The organism is Candidatus Uabimicrobium amorphum (genome assembly GCF_009002475.1).
GTDB lineage: Bacteria > Planctomycetota > Uabimicrobiia > Uabimicrobiales > Uabimicrobiaceae > Uabimicrobium > Uabimicrobium amorphum.
This window is the reverse complement of record NZ_AP019860.1, coordinates 5,258,615-5,277,493: the sequence shown is the minus strand read 5'-3', so window position 1 is coordinate 5,277,493 and position 18,879 is coordinate 5,258,615. Positions and strand designations below refer to the sequence as shown.

The 18,879-nt window shown below is 40.7% G+C and carries 11 protein-coding genes; 5 read left to right on the top strand and 6 right to left on the bottom strand.

Annotated features, from left to right (window positions below; genetic code table 11):
- Positions 1-98 precede the first annotated feature (98 nt).
- Complete coding sequence (locus UABAM_RS19115; RefSeq protein WP_261344000.1) at positions 99-1,385, top strand: IS4 family transposase; 1,287 nt, start codon at positions 99-101, stop codon at positions 1,383-1,385.
- 60 nt (positions 1,386-1,445) lie between these two features.
- On the opposite strand, the gene UABAM_RS19110 is transcribed toward UABAM_RS19115, so the two are convergent.
- The 3 genes from UABAM_RS19110 to dnaE form a co-directional block, all read right to left on the bottom strand.
- Complete coding sequence (locus UABAM_RS19110; protein ID WP_173013425.1) at positions 1,446-2,744, bottom strand: protein kinase domain-containing protein; 1,299 nt, start codon at positions 2,742-2,744, stop codon at positions 1,446-1,448.
- Between the two features lie 10 nt (positions 2,745-2,754).
- A complete protein-coding gene (locus UABAM_RS19105) occupies positions 2,755-3,810 on the bottom strand; it encodes a serine/threonine protein kinase (protein WP_151969603.1) in 1,056 nt (351 codons plus the stop codon).
- A gap of 80 nt (positions 3,811-3,890) precedes the next feature.
- Positions 3,891-7,328 (bottom strand): DNA polymerase III subunit alpha, encoded by a 3,438-nt coding sequence (gene dnaE, locus UABAM_RS19100; RefSeq protein WP_173013424.1) that lies wholly within the window; start codon positions 7,326-7,328, stop codon positions 3,891-3,893.
- 34 nt (positions 7,329-7,362) lie between these two features.
- On the opposite strand from dnaE, the gene UABAM_RS19095 reads away from it, so the two are divergent.
- Positions 7,363-7,977: a LysE family translocator gene (locus UABAM_RS19095; RefSeq protein ID WP_151969601.1), complete on the top strand. Its 615-nt coding sequence runs from the start codon at positions 7,363-7,365 to the stop codon at positions 7,975-7,977.
- 5 nt (positions 7,978-7,982) lie between these two features.
- On the opposite strand, the gene UABAM_RS19090 is transcribed toward UABAM_RS19095, so the two are convergent.
- The 3 genes from UABAM_RS19090 to UABAM_RS19080 form a co-directional block, all read right to left on the bottom strand.
- Positions 7,983-11,120: an efflux RND transporter permease subunit gene (locus tag UABAM_RS19090; RefSeq protein ID WP_151969600.1), complete on the bottom strand. Its 3,138-nt coding sequence runs from the start codon at positions 11,118-11,120 to the stop codon at positions 7,983-7,985.
- A 9-nt stretch (positions 11,121-11,129) separates the two neighbouring features.
- A complete protein-coding gene (locus UABAM_RS19085; RefSeq protein ID WP_173013423.1) occupies positions 11,130-12,416 on the bottom strand; it encodes an efflux RND transporter periplasmic adaptor subunit in 1,287 nt (428 codons plus the stop codon).
- 73 nt (positions 12,417-12,489) lie between these two features.
- Complete coding sequence (locus tag UABAM_RS19080) at positions 12,490-13,383, bottom strand: TIGR01777 family oxidoreductase (RefSeq protein WP_173013422.1); 894 nt, start codon at positions 13,381-13,383, stop codon at positions 12,490-12,492.
- A 298-nt stretch (positions 13,384-13,681) separates the two neighbouring features.
- Here UABAM_RS19080 and UABAM_RS19075 point away from each other — a divergent pair, with 298 nt between their 5' ends.
- The 3 genes from UABAM_RS19075 to UABAM_RS19065 all read left to right on the top strand — a co-directional run bounded on the left by UABAM_RS19075 (position 13,682) and on the right by UABAM_RS19065 (position 18,857).
- Positions 13,682-14,632: an ABC transporter ATP-binding protein gene (locus UABAM_RS19075; protein ID WP_151969597.1), complete on the top strand. Its 951-nt coding sequence runs from the start codon at positions 13,682-13,684 to the stop codon at positions 14,630-14,632.
- Positions 14,629-17,127, top strand: a complete 2,499-nt coding sequence (locus UABAM_RS19070; RefSeq protein WP_151969596.1) for a Gldg family protein — start codon at positions 14,629-14,631, stop codon at positions 17,125-17,127. Before UABAM_RS19075 ends, UABAM_RS19070 begins: the two co-directional genes overlap by 4 nt.
- Before the next feature lie 104 nt (positions 17,128-17,231).
- Positions 17,232-18,857, top strand: coding sequence for a DUF4340 domain-containing protein (locus UABAM_RS19065; protein WP_151969595.1), 1,626 nt, complete (start codon positions 17,232-17,234; stop codon positions 18,855-18,857).
- Positions 18,858-18,879: the final 22 nt, after the last annotated feature.

Sequence of the window (18,879 nt, the reverse complement as noted above, 5' to 3'; positions counted from 1 at the left end):
TACTCCCCCTGACAGCCCAAGCCCATTGACTTAAGCGTAAGTATATAGTATAAAATAATTTAAAACAGTAAAAGAAGAGATTATGAAAAAAAAGAGTAATAGATAAAAGTAAAGAACTATTAGAGTCAGAGCGTTTCAAAAAAATGCATCGTAAAAACGAAAAAGACTTTACAAGAGAAAGAAAACTACCTTTTTCAAGATTAATGGTATTCATGATACGTAAAAGCATAAAATCAATACAAAATAGGCTAAACGAATTCGTAAAAGACTTGCTTACAAATTTTACAACGGTAACCTCAGGAGCATATACAAAAGCAAGGAAAAAGCTGAATTATACAGCCTTTATAGAGTTAAATAAGCAAGCAGTAGTTGAAACATTGTATGAAGATGAAGACTACAGAAAATACAAAGGTTTTCGTCTATGTGCAATAGACGGATCAAAAGTAAGACTTCCAAATGAAAAAGAGATAGAAGAACATTTTGGCACAATAAGATATAAAAATAAAAACATAAGTGTAGAAGGATCACACGCATTTGCAACAGTGTCAGTACTTTATGATCTACTAAACGAAATCGCAATTGATAGCGAAATAGGACACTGTAAAAAAGATGAAGAGCTATTTGCTTACAAACACTTTCAACATGCAAATGAAAATGATCTCATTCTCTTCGACAGAGGTTATTGTTCATATACCCTGTTAGCACATTTATGTAAAAAAGGTATCAATTTTGTAGTTAGATGTCCTGTTAATTCTTTCTATCAAGCAAACAAAATGTTTAAGCAGAAAATTGAGAGCTGTATTACAACTATTGAACCTCCTGACGATAAAAAGAAATTAGTTAATGACCAGTCTCTACCATCGAAAATTTCTGTACGTTTTGTTCGTGTTATGCTTGATACAGGTGATGTTGAAGTCCTTGTTTCTTCCTTAGTGGATGAACAATTGTACCCCACTGATGATTTTAAAGAGCTTTATTGGTTTAGATGGGGTATAGAAACTTTCTTTGATCGCATTAAAAACCGTCTTGACCTTGAGAATTTCACTGGCAAAACTACTCTATCTGTTCAACAAGATTTCTATGCTACTATTTACATTAGTGGTCTTGAATCTATTCTTATTGAAGATGCTCAAGATATTCTTGATCAGAAAACTTCTAGCAATAAGTATCCTCAGCAGGTCAATAAATCCGTTTCTTTTAATACCATTAAAAACTACGCTCTTGATTTACTTTTTGAAAATGACTCTGATTTACTTTTTGAAAAACTTACTCAACTTTTTCTTTCTTCTCCTACTTGCATTCGAAAAGATCGCCCTCGACCCCGAGTTAAATCTCCTCGAAAACAAGTTAATTACTATAAAAGAAAACGAAAACCTACTTACTAGATTTTCTTAAGTCAATGGGCTTGCCCTGACAGCCCTGTGGGGGCATCGCATACCAAACGACTAATGTAGCTTACGTGCCACAAAGAAAAATATCACAGTCAAGGCAATCGAGATCATCGGGCCAAGAAACCACCAACGCACTAATCTCTTCTCGCCAAATTTGGCCCTTAAATACTGCTTACCTTCTTCACTATAAACAGACTTTTCATATACGACCAGTTGTTTTACTAAAGACAACTCCGTAATTACTTTCTCAATATCAGGACGATTTTCCGATTTTTTGTTCATACACTTTTTGATCAACTCGATAAGTGCTTTTGGCGTTTCTGGACGTTTACTTTCGATAGGTGGTGGTTCTTCGTTGCAATGTTTGGTGCACAACTCGTACATATTTTTTGTTTGAAATGGCGGTGTACCTGTCACAAGTTGATATAGCGCACATCCCAACGAGTATATATCCGATTTTTTTGACACTTGTCCCCCAGAAGCCTGTTCGGGTGCAATGTATGCAGAAACACCTAAAATACCTGTTGTTGTAGATCCGTGGCTATTTGTCATTGTCGCCGAAGACAAAAATTTCGAAATCCCCAATTCAGTGATCACCGCACGTTTGTTTTCTGGTTCTATCAGTATGTTTTTATCTGTTAAATGCAAATGCGGTACGTTTTGTCGATGGGCAAACTGTAAACCAGTAGAAATTTGTAAACCAATATTAATGATTTCATCCATCGTAGGGGTGTTGTCTTCTAAATACTTACGTAAGTTATACTTTAGATCTGCACATTCAAAGGCACAGTACAAATAATGAGTACTCACCCCAAAATCGAGTAGAATCAAAATATTACGATGCAAAATCTGCGCAACGGTTCTTATCTGTAACAAAAAGTCACGCTGCAATGTTTTGCTGAGTTGCGGATCTTCATTTAGTACTTCCCGAGAAATACGCCATAGAAGAACATCGCGCTCTACAATTTTTTGCCGTGCAATGGAAAAGTCTCCCGTGTCGTTTTGCTTGACCTCTTTTAAAATATCATATGATGCTAAACCATCTTGCTTTTTAGCATCGGATCTTGATCCGCTAAAAGTAAGCACGGTTGCGCCAATGCCTATTTTGTCGTCGTTTTTAAGTTTGGACTTTCCTGCAACTTTTTGCCCGTTCAAGTATGTGCCGTTGTGGCTTCCCATATCCAAAAGATAATAAGCACCTCTCTCAAAAGTCACGCAAGAATGCCGACGCGAGGCACGTAAGTCGCGGAGAACGCAACTTACATCCGATGCACGCCCGATCACATTCTCTTGCCTTTTTAGTTTGTAAACAGTGCCAATATTTTCACCAACAATAACAGTTAAATTTGCCATTTTAGTGCCTCTAATAGTTTTGCAATGTTTTGAGGAAAGGAAGATGTTCATGTAAATTGGGAATGTATTTTTCTCCCCAAAATACTAAAAACACAAACAGCGCTCCACATATTAGGACGAAAAGACTAAACAAAATCGGTTGTACATAAGATGCCTTGCGATTAATGAGTATTTTATCTTTCTCTTTTTCCCCTAACACGCGATCAATTGCATTGTGCAAATCCAATTGACTCTGAAATTTCTTTAATTCGGAAAGAACTTCATTGGCCGTTTGGTAACGATCTTTGGCTTTTCCCGCCATACAACGAAATACTATATCGTTGAGCATTACCGGTATGCGATTATTTATTTCATACATCGGTATAGGACTATTTTTTGCAGGATCTTCACCGTATTTAATGCGCTCGATAATTAAGTTGCGCACATCATTCCCCTGGAAAGGACGCGCTCCTGTAAACATTTCGTACATCATAACCCCAATGCCAAAAACATCGGTATATGTTCCCACTTCTGTAGAACGCGCTTGCTCGGGAGCCATATAATGTGCGCTCCCTAAAATATGCCCTACTTGGGTCATATTTTCATCGTCGACGAGTGACTTTGCGATGCCAAAATCTAAAATCATTGGCGAGAGATCTTCCGTAATCACTACATTGTGCGGTTTTAAATCGCGATGGATAATCCCTTTCGAATGAGCAAGAGCCAATGCATCGCAAAATTGCATCATAATGTCTAGGCGCTGTGAGAAAGACAGATTATTTTTTTTAATCTGCTCCACCATCGACAAACCTTCGACATACTGCATTGTATAATAGTGCATACCATTTTGTTCTCCGATATCAAATATCAATACGATATTCGGATGAATAAGAGAAGATGCTAAGCGCGCTTCGCGCTTAAATCTCTTAATCGTATTTGGACGGGCTTTCATCAGATTGGTAAAAAGTATCTTCAAAGCAACAACGCGATCAATAACGTCTTGCTGTACTTTTAGAACACAACCACTTCCCCCTTGTCCAAGGCGTTTGACAACTTTATATTTGCCAATTCGAGATGGTATATCCATTATTTTGTCCTGTTGTAAGTAGTAAATGAAAGGGCCTTGTAAAAATTATAGATCACAACTATACCAATTTCAAGCAAAACCTACATTACCATAATAGCACCTTTGCCCACTACTTTTTCAATTTCCTGAAACAATTCTGCACTGGGACGCAAGAAGTACTTCTCTGCAACTTCGAGATCGGTAGTAAAGTCTTTCCCCTCCACGTGAATAAATGTTTTGCAATCTCCACGATATTTAGAACAAACTTCAAATAACTTACGTACGTCATCTTCCGTTTTATCCTTTATTTTTAGAGTGATGCGTGTAACAAGACTTTCTAGTCCCTGCTCTATCGGAATCACTTGGTCAATAATAATTTCCGGGTCATCTTTTTGCTCGTTCATTTTTCCGCGAACAAATACCGCTTGGTCTTCTTGTAGATACTCGGAATATTTTTGATAGGTGTCTGGAAAACAAATCATACTGCAACTCGCGGTAAGGTCTTCCAAATGCACTTGCGCCATTTTCCGCCCTTGGTTACGCCCACTTTTTATGGTAATTTCTCGCTTTGCAGAAATCATTCCTCCCAGAAGTGAGGCACCAACGTTTTTTTCTTTGTATAGATAATCAATCGTTTTTCCGCACATCATGGTGATGTAATCTGACCACTTTTGTAGAGGATGCCCAGAGAAATAAAAACCCAAAGTTTGTTTTTCAAACTTGAGTTTTTCTATCTCAGTCCACGCATCCACTTCTGGATATAAGTCGTCCGCATCCGCCACTTCATCGACTTCTTCCGCAGCAAAATCACCAAATAAATCCATCTGGTTACTATTTTTTTGTTTTTGAATATTCGCTCCGAGTTTTAAAATTTCGGGAATACCTGCAAACATTTGACTTCGTGAACGATTAAAGCAATCAAAGGAACCGCTTTTCACCAAAGCCTCCAACGTTTGTTTGTTGGCGACCCGTGTGTCAACATTTTCACACAGATCCACAAGCGACTTAAAAGACCCAATGCCATCACGTGTTTCCATCATCGACTCTACAGCTTTGTCCCCCACACCTTTTATCGCCGAAAGACCAAAGCGAATCTTGTCACCCTCTTCTACGCAAAAATACGAGCGACTTTGATTAATATCCGGAGGCAAAACCTCAATATTCATCGATCCACATTCGCTCATGTAACGAACTATTTTCTCGGTATTTTGGTTTTCGCATGTCATCAGAGCGCACATAAATTCTTTGGGATATAGCGCTTTGAGATACGCGGTTTGATACGTAACTAAAGCATACGCGGCACTGTGAGATTTGTTAAACCCGTATCCAGAGAAGTATTCGATCTGCGAATACACTTCTACGGCCAATTCTTCGGAAATGTCTTGCTGCGCCGCACCTTCAATAAATTTTTCGCGATAAGAATCCATGAGCTCTTTGATCTTTTTCCCCATCGCTTTACGCAGTTTATCCGCTTCAGATAATGAAAATAGCGCCATTTCCTTGGCAATCTCCATCGCCTGTTCCTGGTAGAGAATCATCCCAAAAGTCTCAGAGAGTATTTGTTCGAGAATAGGATGCTTGTACACAGGATGCTCTTCACCGTGCTTACAGCGAATATAGGTGTCCACCATCCCACTTTGTAGCGGACCTGGACGATACAGCGCCACAAGAGCGATGATGTCTTCAAAACGGTCGGGACGCAGTCTTTTTACTAAGTTGCGCATTCCGTCAGATTCCAACTGAAATACCCCACCAGTATCACCACGCATCAAAAGCTCATATGTTTCCTTGTTGTCCAAAGGAATTTTAGAAATATCGATTTCTGTACCTGTATTCGTTTGAATAATTTTCAACGCTTTGTCGATGAGAGTCAGAGTACTCAGTCCCAAAAAGTCCATCTTTAGTAGACCAAGGTTTTCCAAATACTTCATCGAATACTGCGTCGCGATTGTACCATCCGAACTTTTGTACAAGGGACAATATTCGGTTAAATCGGCATCGGCAATAATGACTCCTGCGGCGTGTAAACCTGGCTGACGGTTTAGCCCCTCCAAGTTTTTTGCGATGTCCACAAGCTCGGTGATGGTGCGATCTTCCTTGTATACTTTGCGAAAATCTTCTTCTTCTTTCAACGCCTTGGCAATGGTCATTTTGGGAACAGGAGGAACTTTTTTCGCCACCTTGTCGACTACTGGCAGAGGAATATCCATTGCACGCCCCACATCGCGGATTACCGCGCGCGCCGCCATAGTTCCAAAAGTAATAATCTGTGCGACTTGCTTCTTTCCGTATTTATTCGAGACATACTCAATTACCTCACCGCGACGTTCGGTTTCAAAATCGATATCGATATCGGGCATCTCATTACGCCCTTCGTTTAAGAAGCGCTCAAAGATAAGACGATATTTTAATGGATCGAGATCGGTAATCATAAGAGCGTAGGCAATAATACTCCCTGCGGCAGAACCACGTCCCGGGCCTACGGGAATTTCTTTTTGCCGTGCATAATTAATGAAATCCCATACAATAAGAAAGTAGGAAGCGAATCCCATTTTGCAAATAACATCAAATTCGCGTTCAAAGCGCTCTTTTACTTCTCCTTTGATTTCTCCATAACGCTTGCGCAATCCCTCTTCGCACAACTGACGCAAATACTCTTCGTTAGGTATATTCCCGGGAGTATCAAATTTAGGAAGATGAATTTCACCTAACGGAATATCTAAATCCACTTTCTCCGCGATAAGTAATGTATTGTCTGCTGCGCCAGGAAATTCTTCGGCCTCTTTGCGCATTTGTTGCGGAGACTTCATATAAAACTCTTGTGAGCCAAAGCGAAAACGGTCGGCTTTTTTTACCAAGTTCCCTGTTTGAATACACAACAGTACGTCATGCGGTTTCGCATCTTCCGCACGTAAATAGTGAATGTCATTTGTATAAACAAGGGGAAGCTTAAAGTCTTTGGATATTTTCAATAGTTCATCATTGGCCACATATTGCTCTTTGATTTTATTTTTCTGCAACTCCACATAAAAATCATCGCCAAACAAATCTTGATACCATCCTGTTACTTTACGTGCTTTTTTGATATCCTTCGCCAAAATATTACGACAAATTTCCGATGCTAAACACCCAGAGAAAGCAATAATCCCCTCACTGTGTTGCGCTAAAAGTTCGCGGTCAATACGCGGCTTGTAGTAAAAACCATTCAAATAGGCTTCGGAAGCTAACTTCATTAAATTTTTGTAACCCGTGTAATTTTTTGCGAGAAGTGTTAAGTGAAATGCCCGAGCATTTTCGCGGTTTTTATCAAAACGACTATTCGGAGCTACATAGGCTTCGTAGCCAATAATCGGCTTTATCCCTTCTTTTTTACACGCTTGGAAAAATTCAAGGGCACCAAACATATTACCATGGTCGGTAATACCAATTGCTGGCATACCAAATTCGCGAGCCGCTTTGACTAAATTTGGTATTTTAATTGCTCCATCTAAAAGGCTATAATGTGTGTGTGTATGCAAGTGTACAAATTGATCGCTCATCAATGACTCCCATGTAACTGAGGTTTGAGAAGTTATGACATTTGAAAATGTTTTTGCCTTTGCCACCATTAGTTTTATGGTAGCAGTGTCCCCAGGTGCAAGTTGGGTTTATGTTATTCAGTCAACCATGCATTCTGGTCAACACGGTGGATTTGCTGCCATTTTAGGCAATGCTATTGGTATATTACTCCATGCTGTTTTGGCTTTTTTGGGTCTTGCTATCTTCGTGCAGCTCATTCCACAATTGTTTTTTGCATTAAAATTATGTGGTGCAATATATCTTATCTACATTGGCATAAAAAATATTTTTTACGCGCAAATCCTCTCGCTAAAAAACGGGAAAAAAAATATTCCTTCTAGCGAAATTGTTCGTGACGGGATATTGATGAATCTCCTCAATCCCAAAGTTTCTATCTTAATGATTGCCTTACTACCACAATTTATTGACGTGGCCAATGATCGTTTTGGAGCGCTATATCTAGGCTCTCTACATGCACTAATAGCCAGCATTGTGTTAAGTGGTGTTAGTTTACTCACAAAAAGTATTTTCACCAATGAACGCAACCGCTACTATCTAGTATTTTCGTGGCTTAGTGGCATTGTTTTATGTATTTTCGCCGTGCAACTTTTGCTTTTTGACGTGCGGTAAAACGATCAAAATAATATCCGCCATGTAAAGCGCATGGTCCACTTTAACAAACGCTTTATATCTTCGAGTATTAAGTAAAAAGTCGGTATGATTAACAGTGTAATTACTGTTGCAAAAATAAGGCCAAAGACCAGGGAAATGGCCATGGGAATCAAAAATTGTGCCTGAAAGCTCTTTTCGAGTATGAGAGGAACAAGTCCCAATACAGTCGTTATTGTCGTCAATAAAATAGCGCGTAGTCGACGACGAACACCGATAAGCAGCGCTTCGTGAAGAGAATCCGTTTCTTTACGCGTATCGTTAATGATACTGACCAAAACTAAACTATCGTTCACCACAACTCCAGCAAGGGCAACACAGCCAATCATAGACAACAACGTAAAGGGCATTTGCATAATAAAATGACCCAAAATCGCGCCAATAATAGAATAAGGAATGGCAATCATAATCAAAAGCGGCTGTGAATAGGAGCTAAATAAACTAGCAATAATCGCGTAAATAATCAGTAGCGCTGCTGGAAAACCGACATTCAAAGAGGCAAAGGAATCACTGGTTTGCTTTTTCTGTCCCTCAAAGGAAAAAGTAATTCCGGGAAATTTTTCGCTCACATCGGAGAAATCTTTTTCCAAAGCTGCGGTAAGTGATGACAAGTTGACTTCATCCTCGTCCACTTCGGAAGTGATCGTTGCAACGCGTTGTCCTTCATAGCGCGACAGAGAAGCGTAACCTCGTGACGTCGAAATCTCCGCAACTTCTTCTAGGGGAATGCGCTGCCCAGTGGCCGTGGCTATTTTCAATGCCGATAAATCACTCATACTTTTGCGCTGTTCCTCTGGAAGTAGTACGCGAACAATAATTTCTTCTTTATTCTCTTGTAATTTTTGCGCCTCAAAACCAAAAAGGGCGTGGCGTACCTGTAAAGCGACATCCGACGTTGTTAAACCTAAGGTGTAAGCACTGTCTTTTAAACGCAGACGAATTTCTTGCTTACCGCGTTGTAAGTTGTCATTGACTTCAAGAACCCCTTGTTTTTCTTGAATAATATTTTTCATGTATACTAGCGCTTGGCCAATTTTTTCTAATGACTCACCACTCACACGTATTTCAATGTCTGCTCCTTGTGGACCTCCCGCTTGTTCTTGTAAAAGTAATTTTTTGGCCCCTGGTATCTCCCCAATATTACGTCGAATAACCGCAATCACTTGCGAAGAGCTACGCATTTTATCGCGAACGCGAATATCGGAATCCACTAATTCCACGGTAATCTGCCCAACGGTAGCGGGATCGTTAGGTGTCTTGCGGCCACGGTCAGAAAATGCCGTTCCTATTACCGAAAATGCGCTTTTGACTTCGGGAATCTCCAATGTCACTTTCTCAATTCTCTTGATCATCGCTAAAGTGATTTCCTCGGGCGTCCCCGACGCCATTTCTAGATCAACAGTGAGGGTTTCGGCATCTACTTTTTGCAAAAAGACAAATGGTACCAATTCTCCACGAACCATTCCGATAACAACAAGACAAAAAGCAATACTGGCCGCCACGGTGATGTAACGCCAACGTAGACAGAAATCCACGACACCTGCCACAAAATTCGGCAGTGTGATTTCGAGAAAGATGTTCTTGATTTCTTGGAATTTATGCCAGGAGTTGACGATAAAATTGGAACGTCGCGGCTCTTTCTTTTCATGTGCAAGGTGCGCGGGGAGAATCAAAAAAGATTCCAATAACGATACGGCGAGAGCTGCAATCATCACTTTGGGAAGCACACCGAGAAAAGCACCGATTTCTTTACCAAGAAACAACATGGGAGCAAAGGCAATGATAGAAGTTAACACCGCTGCCACGACAGGTAGGGAAACTTCGTTTGCTCCGCGAATCGCCGCAGCATTGCACTCCAAGTCACCTTTGCGGATACTCGCATAGATATTTTCACTGACAATAATCGCATCGTCCACCACAAGTCCTAGTACCAAAATGAGAGCAAATAGAGACATCAGATTAATGGTGACACCGATTAAAGCCATAAACACAAACGTTCCCAAAAAAGATACGGCCAATCCCAGAACCACCCACAGCGCTGTGGAAATATCCAAAAATATCACTAAGGACAAGAGTACGAGAAAAGATCCCCAAAAGGCACTACGCAACATCAAGTCTAAACGTTGGGTAATAAACCGCGACAATTCATTTGCCGTACCTATCTCTACTGCCCCTGAAAGACGCGTAGGATTTTCTTTGATATATCCCTTTATGATGTCCGCTATTTTTAATGCGTCTTGCTCCGGCGTTTTCATCACCGTAATCATACACGCCGTCTTTCCCGCAAAACGTCCCTTTTCAATTTTATCCTCAAAGCCCTCTTCGACGATGGCAATATCTTTTAAGCGAACAACAGCACCTGTACGGCTGTTACTCAGAATGACAATTTGTTCTAATTCACGCGCTTTTTTACTCTCGGCAATTGTACGTACACCAATATTGCTGTTGGTTCCCTTTAACTGTCCTCCAGGGACATCCAAATTAATTGCCGCCACCTTACGTCCTACATCGGCAAAGGTAAGCCCCAGCTCTTCAAGCTTTTCCGGAAGCACTTGAATGCGAATTTCTTGGTTGCGTATACCCGAAATGAATACTTGAGAAATATCGGGAAAGCTTTGTAAATCGTCTTTAATATCGATGGCGGCACGGCGCAAAGATTTTTCATCCACGTCACCATACACCATCACCGAAATAACGGGGATCGTCGCCTTCAGTTCTGTGATAACGGTATCTTCGGTATCTTGAGGTAACTCTGCTTTAATCTGATCAATTTTAGTGCGCAAATCGTTAAGAACTTTGTCCTTATCTGCGTAGGGATATAGAGTTACCGTAGTAATCGAAACACCTTCGAGTATCGACGAAGAAGTATTTTCAATACTATCCACCGATTTTATTTCGCGCTCTATTTTTATCGTGACTGATTTTTCGACCTCTTCCGGTGTCGCTCCCGGAAAAGGTGTCGTAATAATGAGTTTATCCAAATTAAAGTTCGGAAAAAACTCGCGAATCATTGTAAACCAGAAAAACAGCCCACCAAACAGTATCCCCAACATCAGCAGGTTCACCGCAACTTTATTTGAAACAGAAAACTTAGGTAAATTCATGTTGTTATCTTATCTCTGCTTAGAAGTTTCATAACCGCTAAAAATCCCGACATTAGAACCCTCGGAAATTTCTTCCACATTGGTGATGATAATCTCATCTCCGTTTTTTAAACCGTCGTCCACGATCATGTATTCCGAGGTACTTGCCCGGATACTTAAACGCCTTTTTTCCACTTTGGCCTTGTTTTTGTATTTGGTTAATCTGCGCGCCACAAATACAAAATCGTCAATAACCGCGGTACGCGGAACCACAAATACATTTTCGAATATCAGGCCTTCCACGTAGCATACTGCAAAAATTCCCGAGGGAATAATCATTTGTTGGTAGTCAATTTCGGCGAAAACCTGAAATGTTCGCGTCTGAGTATCCACGTCAGGAAGAATGCGAATCACTTTTCCACGCCAAGTGCGACCGCTGTTTAAAGAGATATCTGTTGTTGCCCCCATCTGTATTTGCCCATACCGCGAAGCCGCCACGGAAATAGCTACCGCAACTTTATCGGTATTCACAATGCGTAGTAACGGTGTGCCCGGTGTAACACGTGTCCCGTAGTTGACATGGACATCGGTAATGTAACCGGAAAAAGGCGTATATATTGTTGTTCTACGCAAATCATTTTTTACTTGCTGTAGCTGTGCTTTGGCTAAGGCAACGTCTGCAAGTACGCGTTCACGACTATTCAGTTGTGATTTATACTGCCAGTCTAAACGCAGTACTTCTTTTTCGCTTTGCGAAGTTTGTAAAACCTGACGATCGAGTTCGCTGGGGGAAATTCCACGCTCTTTAATCAATTTGTTGAGTCTTTTTAACTCACGCTTAGAAGTTTGCCACTCTTTTTTAGCGTTGTTGAGCAAACTTTCTGTACCATAGGTTTCGATTTCTAAAGCCTTGACCGCGGCCTGAGCTTTTTGCAAATTTGCTTGCGCGGAAATAAATTGTTGCCGTAAGTCGCGATCGTCGATCTGCAATAACTTTTGCGGCTTACCTTGCACATTGAACACTTGCCCACGACGCAAACGCGGCGAAATCCAGGTGACAACGCCAGACACTTGGGCAGAAATTGTTGTTTCAAGTATTGGTTCTACCGTGCCATAACCTTTTATCTTTTCGCGATAATTTTCGCGCAACATTTCTTGCACCTTCACAGTGGTAAAGGCTTGTATTTTTTCAACTTTCTCGGGTTCTTTTTTCAACAAAGCAAGTAGATTATTTGCCGTTATCCCCGCGATCAGAAACAACGCGCAAAATACAATGGATATTTTTACTTTGCGGAAGGTGGCCTTATTTTTGTTCATTGATTTATCCTGCTTTGCAAAATTACTTTTAAACATCGTTTTGTTTACTATAACGCGTAAAAGGAGAAAATGCCTATTTTTTTAACAAATGTTTTAGAGCTTCTTGCAAATAATTATGCTGGAAAACATACCCAGCATCCAAGATTTTTTTTGGCGTGGCACGTGTACTAGAGAACATAACCTCTTCACTCATTTCACGGGCAACTATCTTAAAAGGAAAGCGCGGCACAGGAAATATTGTTGGACGAAATAAAGCTTTGCCTAGCGTTTTGGTCAATTCTAGATTGGTCACGGGGTTCGGGGCACAAGCGTTCACCGCACCCGTCACGTTATCGTTTTCGATAATGTAATCCACCATTCCGGCAATGTCGTCAATAGAGATCCAACTCATGTACTGTTTACCATTTCCCAAACGTCCACCGAGGCCTAACTTGAAAGGAAGAAGCATTTTTTGCAGTGGTCCACCGGCAGTACCAAGGACAATACCAATGCGTAATTTTACCACGCGTACCCCTTTTTCTTCGGCAAGCGCCGTTGCTTTTTCCCACTCATCGCATACTTCCGCAAGAAATCCACTGCCCTTGGAAGCCGTTTCATCAACGATTTGGTCTCCACAGTTACCATAGTAACCAATGGCCGATGCATTGATTAACAATTTGGGGGGCTGTGACATTTCATTTATTTTTTGCGCAATAAGTTGTGTACTTTGGCGACGACTTTCCATGATGGCATTTTTCTTTTTTTGCGTCCACATCCCAAGAATGTTTTCTCCAGCAAGATGAACGACAACATCTACGTTTTTCAACGCCTCTTCATCTATTTTTTGTTGATCGGGAACCCATAAAAACTGGTCATCCCCTTTAGGTTGTGAGCGTACTAATCGACGGACCCTGTGGTTGTTCGCGGTGAAATGTTGCCGTAAATGTGAGCCAACAAAGCCGTTAGATCCCGTAAGTAAAATTTCCATGCTTTCTCCTCGAATTCTGTCAACAAGGCACATTTTTGTAAAAAACTCTGGCAAATTGACATACAATTGCTGGATAATATGTGAGTTCGCCAAAAAAAATGAAAAAAAAATGTTAGTTTGTATAAGCTTCTACAAAGCGTTACCTAGAAAACGCGATTAGTTGGCACTTTATTTGAAGCATTTTTCAAAAACATTTTTTTGTAAAAATACGCTTTTATGTAAGCGTTACTATAGTATAGCAAACAACTTTGTACAAACACTTTATTTTAGAATTTAATATTTGTGGAAGGTTCATGAAATGATACAAGCAGAAAACCTTTCGATGCTTTATGGACCAGTAACCGCTCTTGATAAAGCCAATTTTGAAATCAAAAAAGGCGAAGTTATCGGGCTACTCGGTCCCAACGGAGCAGGTAAGTCAACAACATTGAAAATTTTAACATCATATATTTATCCAACCATGGGAACGGCCTATGTTTCGGGGAAAGATGTACGTAAAGACCCTGTTGCCGTTCGCAAAATGATTGGGTATTTACCAGAACAATTGCCCCTGTATATGGATATGGAGGTCTGCGAATACCTAAGATTTGTGGGTAACGCACGTGGATTGTATGGTCTTAATTTACAAAAACGCTTGGATTGGGTCGTGGAAAAATGTGGATTAAAAATGATGTACCGCAAGATAATCCGCGAATTATCCAAAGGATATAAGCAAAGAACTGCATTGGCACAAGCTCTGCTTCACGATCCAGAGATTATAATCCTCGATGAGCCCACTAGTGGTCTAGATCCTCATCAAATTTTAGAAATCCGCGCTCTTATCAATGAGCTAGCACAAGAAAAAACCGTTATTTTTTCCACCCACATATTACAAGAGATTGAGGCAATCACTGATCACATCATTGTCATCAATCGCGGAAAAATCGTGGCAAATGGCACCATTCCCGATATACGCAAACAAGCATTGGCGCATCAGCGCTTGCAACTTGCGGTGGAAAAAGACACTAGCAGCGACGACGTAAAAAAAGCACTGGAAGAAATAGATCATATCGAAAAAGTAGAACATCAGGACCGAAACGACGAAATTGTCTATACTATTGAATCATCAAACGAGAAAAATCCTCTCGCAGACATTTCGAAACTTGTTCGTGAGAAATCATGGAACTTCACAGAGCTTAAACGCCATCCATTGACTCTCGAAGAAGTATTCCTGGCGCTGACTGTGAATGCGAAAGGAGAAAAAGCATGAGAAACATATTTACCGTTTTTCGCCGAGAATTATCTACGTACTTCAATTCTCCTATTGGCTACATCTTCGTATTTGTGTTTGTGGCCCTAAATATTTGGTTATACCAAATTTCATTTTTTTCTGCCCCTTCTGCGAACATGCGCATTATGTTCCAAACCCTACCGTTTATTCTAATTGTCTTTGTTCCGCTTGTCACAATGAGACTTTGGGCGGAAGAACGCAAAGAAAACACCATCGAAATGCTACTCACTTTTCCCATGGAACCGACGCATTTGGTTCTAGGAAAGTATTTTGCAAGTTTGGCGTTTTTTGCCATTTCTCTTGCCGGAACAATAACACTTCCCATTATGCTTGGGGCATTAGGATCTCCTGACTGGGGAATTATATTTTCTTCCTATATCGGAGCACTACTTCTCGGAGCTTTGTTCCTCGCTGTGGGTATTTTCATTTCGGGATTGGTAAAAGACCAGATCGTTGCTGCGGTACTCTCCCTGGGAGCATGCTTCTTCCTATACATTTTTGGACTTGACATGATCATCGCAAGTATTGATGCCATGATTAAGTCTAGTACTGGTATGGAAGTGGAAGTTGGTCAGATATTAAAGAGTTTTCTTACCGTAACAGCACACTATGAACCTTTTGTCAAAGGAATCATTCCAACAGCCTCACTCGTATATTTCTTAGTGTGGACAGTGTTGTTTCTGTTTTTAAACGGTATGTACCTAGAAGGTCGTAGTCGCAAAGGACACAAACTTTCTTTTGCGACCTCTTTTATATTATGTTGCTTTATCGGAGTTTTCTCCAATTACTTACTTGAAGGACTGGCGGTTGGTCGTTTAGACGTCACCGAAGACAAAATACACACAGTTTCTCCTGCGACAGAGAAAATTTTAACTTCTCTAGAAGGTAATGTTGTAGTGAAGTTGTACATAAGTCCAAAAGAAGAACTCCCCATCCAATTAAAAAATCTACAACAACAAGTTGCCGATAAATTAGAAGAGATGCGCATCGTCAGCGGTGGCAAGATGAAATTTTCTGTTGTGCATATGCATACACAACGCCTTGTACAAGATGAAGATGACGAGTCAGAGAAAAAACGTCAGCGCGATGAAGAGTCATTGGAAAGATCCTTGATGAAAAAAGGTGTACAGCCTTTCCAGATTGCGTTGGGAGAAGCGACAAAGCAAAGTACCCAGCTTATTTACTCTTCTATGGGTATTGCCTACATGGACAAAAAGGAAGAATACATTCCACGCGTTGTTCCACAAACTCTTGAAGAGTTGGAATACCAAGTCATGACGATCGTTTATCGCCAAACAAGTGAAAAGGCTACCGTAGCATTGGTCGCCCCAAGGTCCGGTATAGATCCATCGATGATTCCCATTATGCGTCAGATGGGGCAACCTATTCCGCCAAGTGAGTTTGATGTTATCCAACGACTTCTCGACTATGATGGTTACGAAGTAAAGAGAGTGGATCTTACAAAGAGAAGTCCACTTCCAGAAGAATTTGACACAATGGTAGTACTCGCTCCACGTAAACTAAACGAACGTCAAAAATGGGAAATCTCCCGTGCACTTCACAATGGTAAAAATGTACTTCTCGCTGTACAAAACTACGAGTACGACTACCGCTTAAAGGATAGAGAACTAGAAATTACACGTCAGCCATACGATCCACAAGTAAATGAGTGGTTAGGTCAGTATGGAATCAAAGTAGACGAAGAAGTTCTTATGGACTCTAACAACTTTGTATTGACTGTACAACAACAAGCCACACAAGAAAATCCATTTGCAGGAATGTTTGGTTTACAAGTAGACATGCCAACTCATATTATTGTCACGCGTGATTTTATGCAACAGAGCAGTCCTATTACAAACCGTATTGACCAAATTGTTTACCTATGGGGTTCTGCTTTAGAAGTCGAAGACGAAACCATCAAGGAAAATAAGCTAAAATCATCGGTTTTGATGACGACTAGTGATCGAGCATGGAAAGTTCCCAAAACCACCGTCCTAACTCGTGAAAATCGCAATGCTCCCGATCAAGGACTTACCTCATACCCTCTGATGGCTCTTATCGAAGGACAATTTCCTGACGCCAAACAAGAGATGCCAGAGTGGCCCAAAGAACCACAGCGCAACCCCAATCAATTTACACCTCCAGCTCCAGATACACCCGTACGCGATGCAAAACCTGCGGAAGGAAAATTGCTTGTGGTCGGTTGTGCCAAAATGTTTAGTCAGACTTTCTTACAACACAGTCTCGATTTATTCCGCAATGGGGTAGATGTACTAACCACAGGTGGAGAACTGTCAAGTATTCGCAGTAAGAAAATATCCGCACGCGCCATTAGTAAAATTTCCGACAGCGATAAAACGTTCTGGAAAGTGCTAAATTATTTCATAATACCACTTCTCATCGTTATTATTGGTATTTTGCGCTTGCAAGTACGTCGTATTACTCGCGATCAATACACAATGAGTGTTATGTAGTTCCAAATATGCTAGTGGGACTTTTAATGTCCACTAGCATCAAAGCAACTAGCTCATTTTACGACACACATTTGTACAGTTTCAACTGAGTAAAGGGATAAACAATGAATAATAAACTCGTGATGCTATCAACAATCACTGTTGTACTTGCGGTAGGTATTCTAGTTAAAAAAAATATGCAAAGTACACCTAGTGTTATAGAACAAGCTGATGCCAAAAAAGTTTTGGGCGATGACTTTCTAATCTCCGATGTTACCAACATCGTTTTATATGACGGTAGTAAAAGTGACGAAAAGGTCGCAATCAGTCACAAAGATGGTAAGTGGCTTGTTACATCGCAGTATAACGCACCAGCAAACGAAAAAAAGATTTACGAATTCATGGAAATATTCAAGCGTGCCTTTGGCGAACTTCGCTCCAGTAACAAAGATTTCCATGAAAAATACCAAGTCACCGACAAAGGCGCCTTTCATTTAGTCGTAGAACGTGGAGAAAAGAAACAACACTTTCTATTCGGCAAAGGTATTGACCAAGAAAGTTGTTTTTTACGCTTTAGTGATAGCGACAATGTCTATCGTGTAGGTGGAGAATTGCGTTCCAAACTAGACCTTGCAAGAGATAACAACGATATTCGTCAAGACACATGGATAGAGAAAGTTATACTGAAGGTAGATAAAAACAAGGCCACAAGACTGGCCCTAACCTATCCAGACAAACAGTTTGTTCTTAGTAAAGAAGAAGTCAAGACCCAGAAGGACCAAAGAGAAGAACAAGACGAGCAAGAAAAACCAAAGAAGTCAAAGAAAAAAGTATATGCTTGGAAATTGACATCGGGTGGATTCGGTCGCGATTTCAAAGACTCTTACCGAACCAATATGTTTGACGACATTCTTGCGGAGTGCAAAATTTCTGACTGTGTTGATCCGACAAAAAAGAAAGACTACGGTTTAGATCAACCCACTTTTCGTTTGGAAGTATCTTTGGGTGAAACAACAAAGCATGTTATTCTTGGAAGCCACCCCAATCCAGATGGAGAGGGTTATTGTTATTTAGAGAGCAATCCCAATCTAGTTTACAAATTGGAAAAATGGCGTTTCGAAGAAATTTTCAAAAAGGGTAGTGACATATTCGAACTACCAAGCTTAACGATTCAAAAAGATGATATCACACAGATCGACGTCACCACCGCCCAAACAAAAGTGTCCTTAACTAAGGATGGTAATAACTGGAAGGCAGATACACAAGGTAAAGAGCTAGATCAAGACGTTGTGAAAAATCTTGTGCAAACAGTGAGTAAAATAACACCTGAAGACTATACCGACACCACAGACAAAACTGCTCTAGGTTTGGAAGCTCCGAAGAATCAACTACAAGTCACTTTAAAAGACGGAAATAAACACTCTATTTTCTCTGGTGGTAAAGTATCCGCTGTAACGAGTGGCGTGTACATCGGAATAGATGCCAATCAGCCATTTACTGCAATTAGTAAAGACGATCACAATAAACTTTTTCCCAAACGTATCTTTGAAGAAAAAGTAGAGGACAAACCTGCGGAAGAAGCTCCTGCGGACAAACCTGCGGAAGAAGCTCCTGCGGACAAACCTGCGGAAGAAGCTCCTGCGGACAAGCCTGCAGAAGAAACTCCTGCGGACAAACCTGCGGAAGAAACTCCTGCGGACAAGCCTGCAGAAGAAGCTCCTGCGGACAAACCTGCGGAAGACAACAAATAATATCACAAATTTGTCCTACACC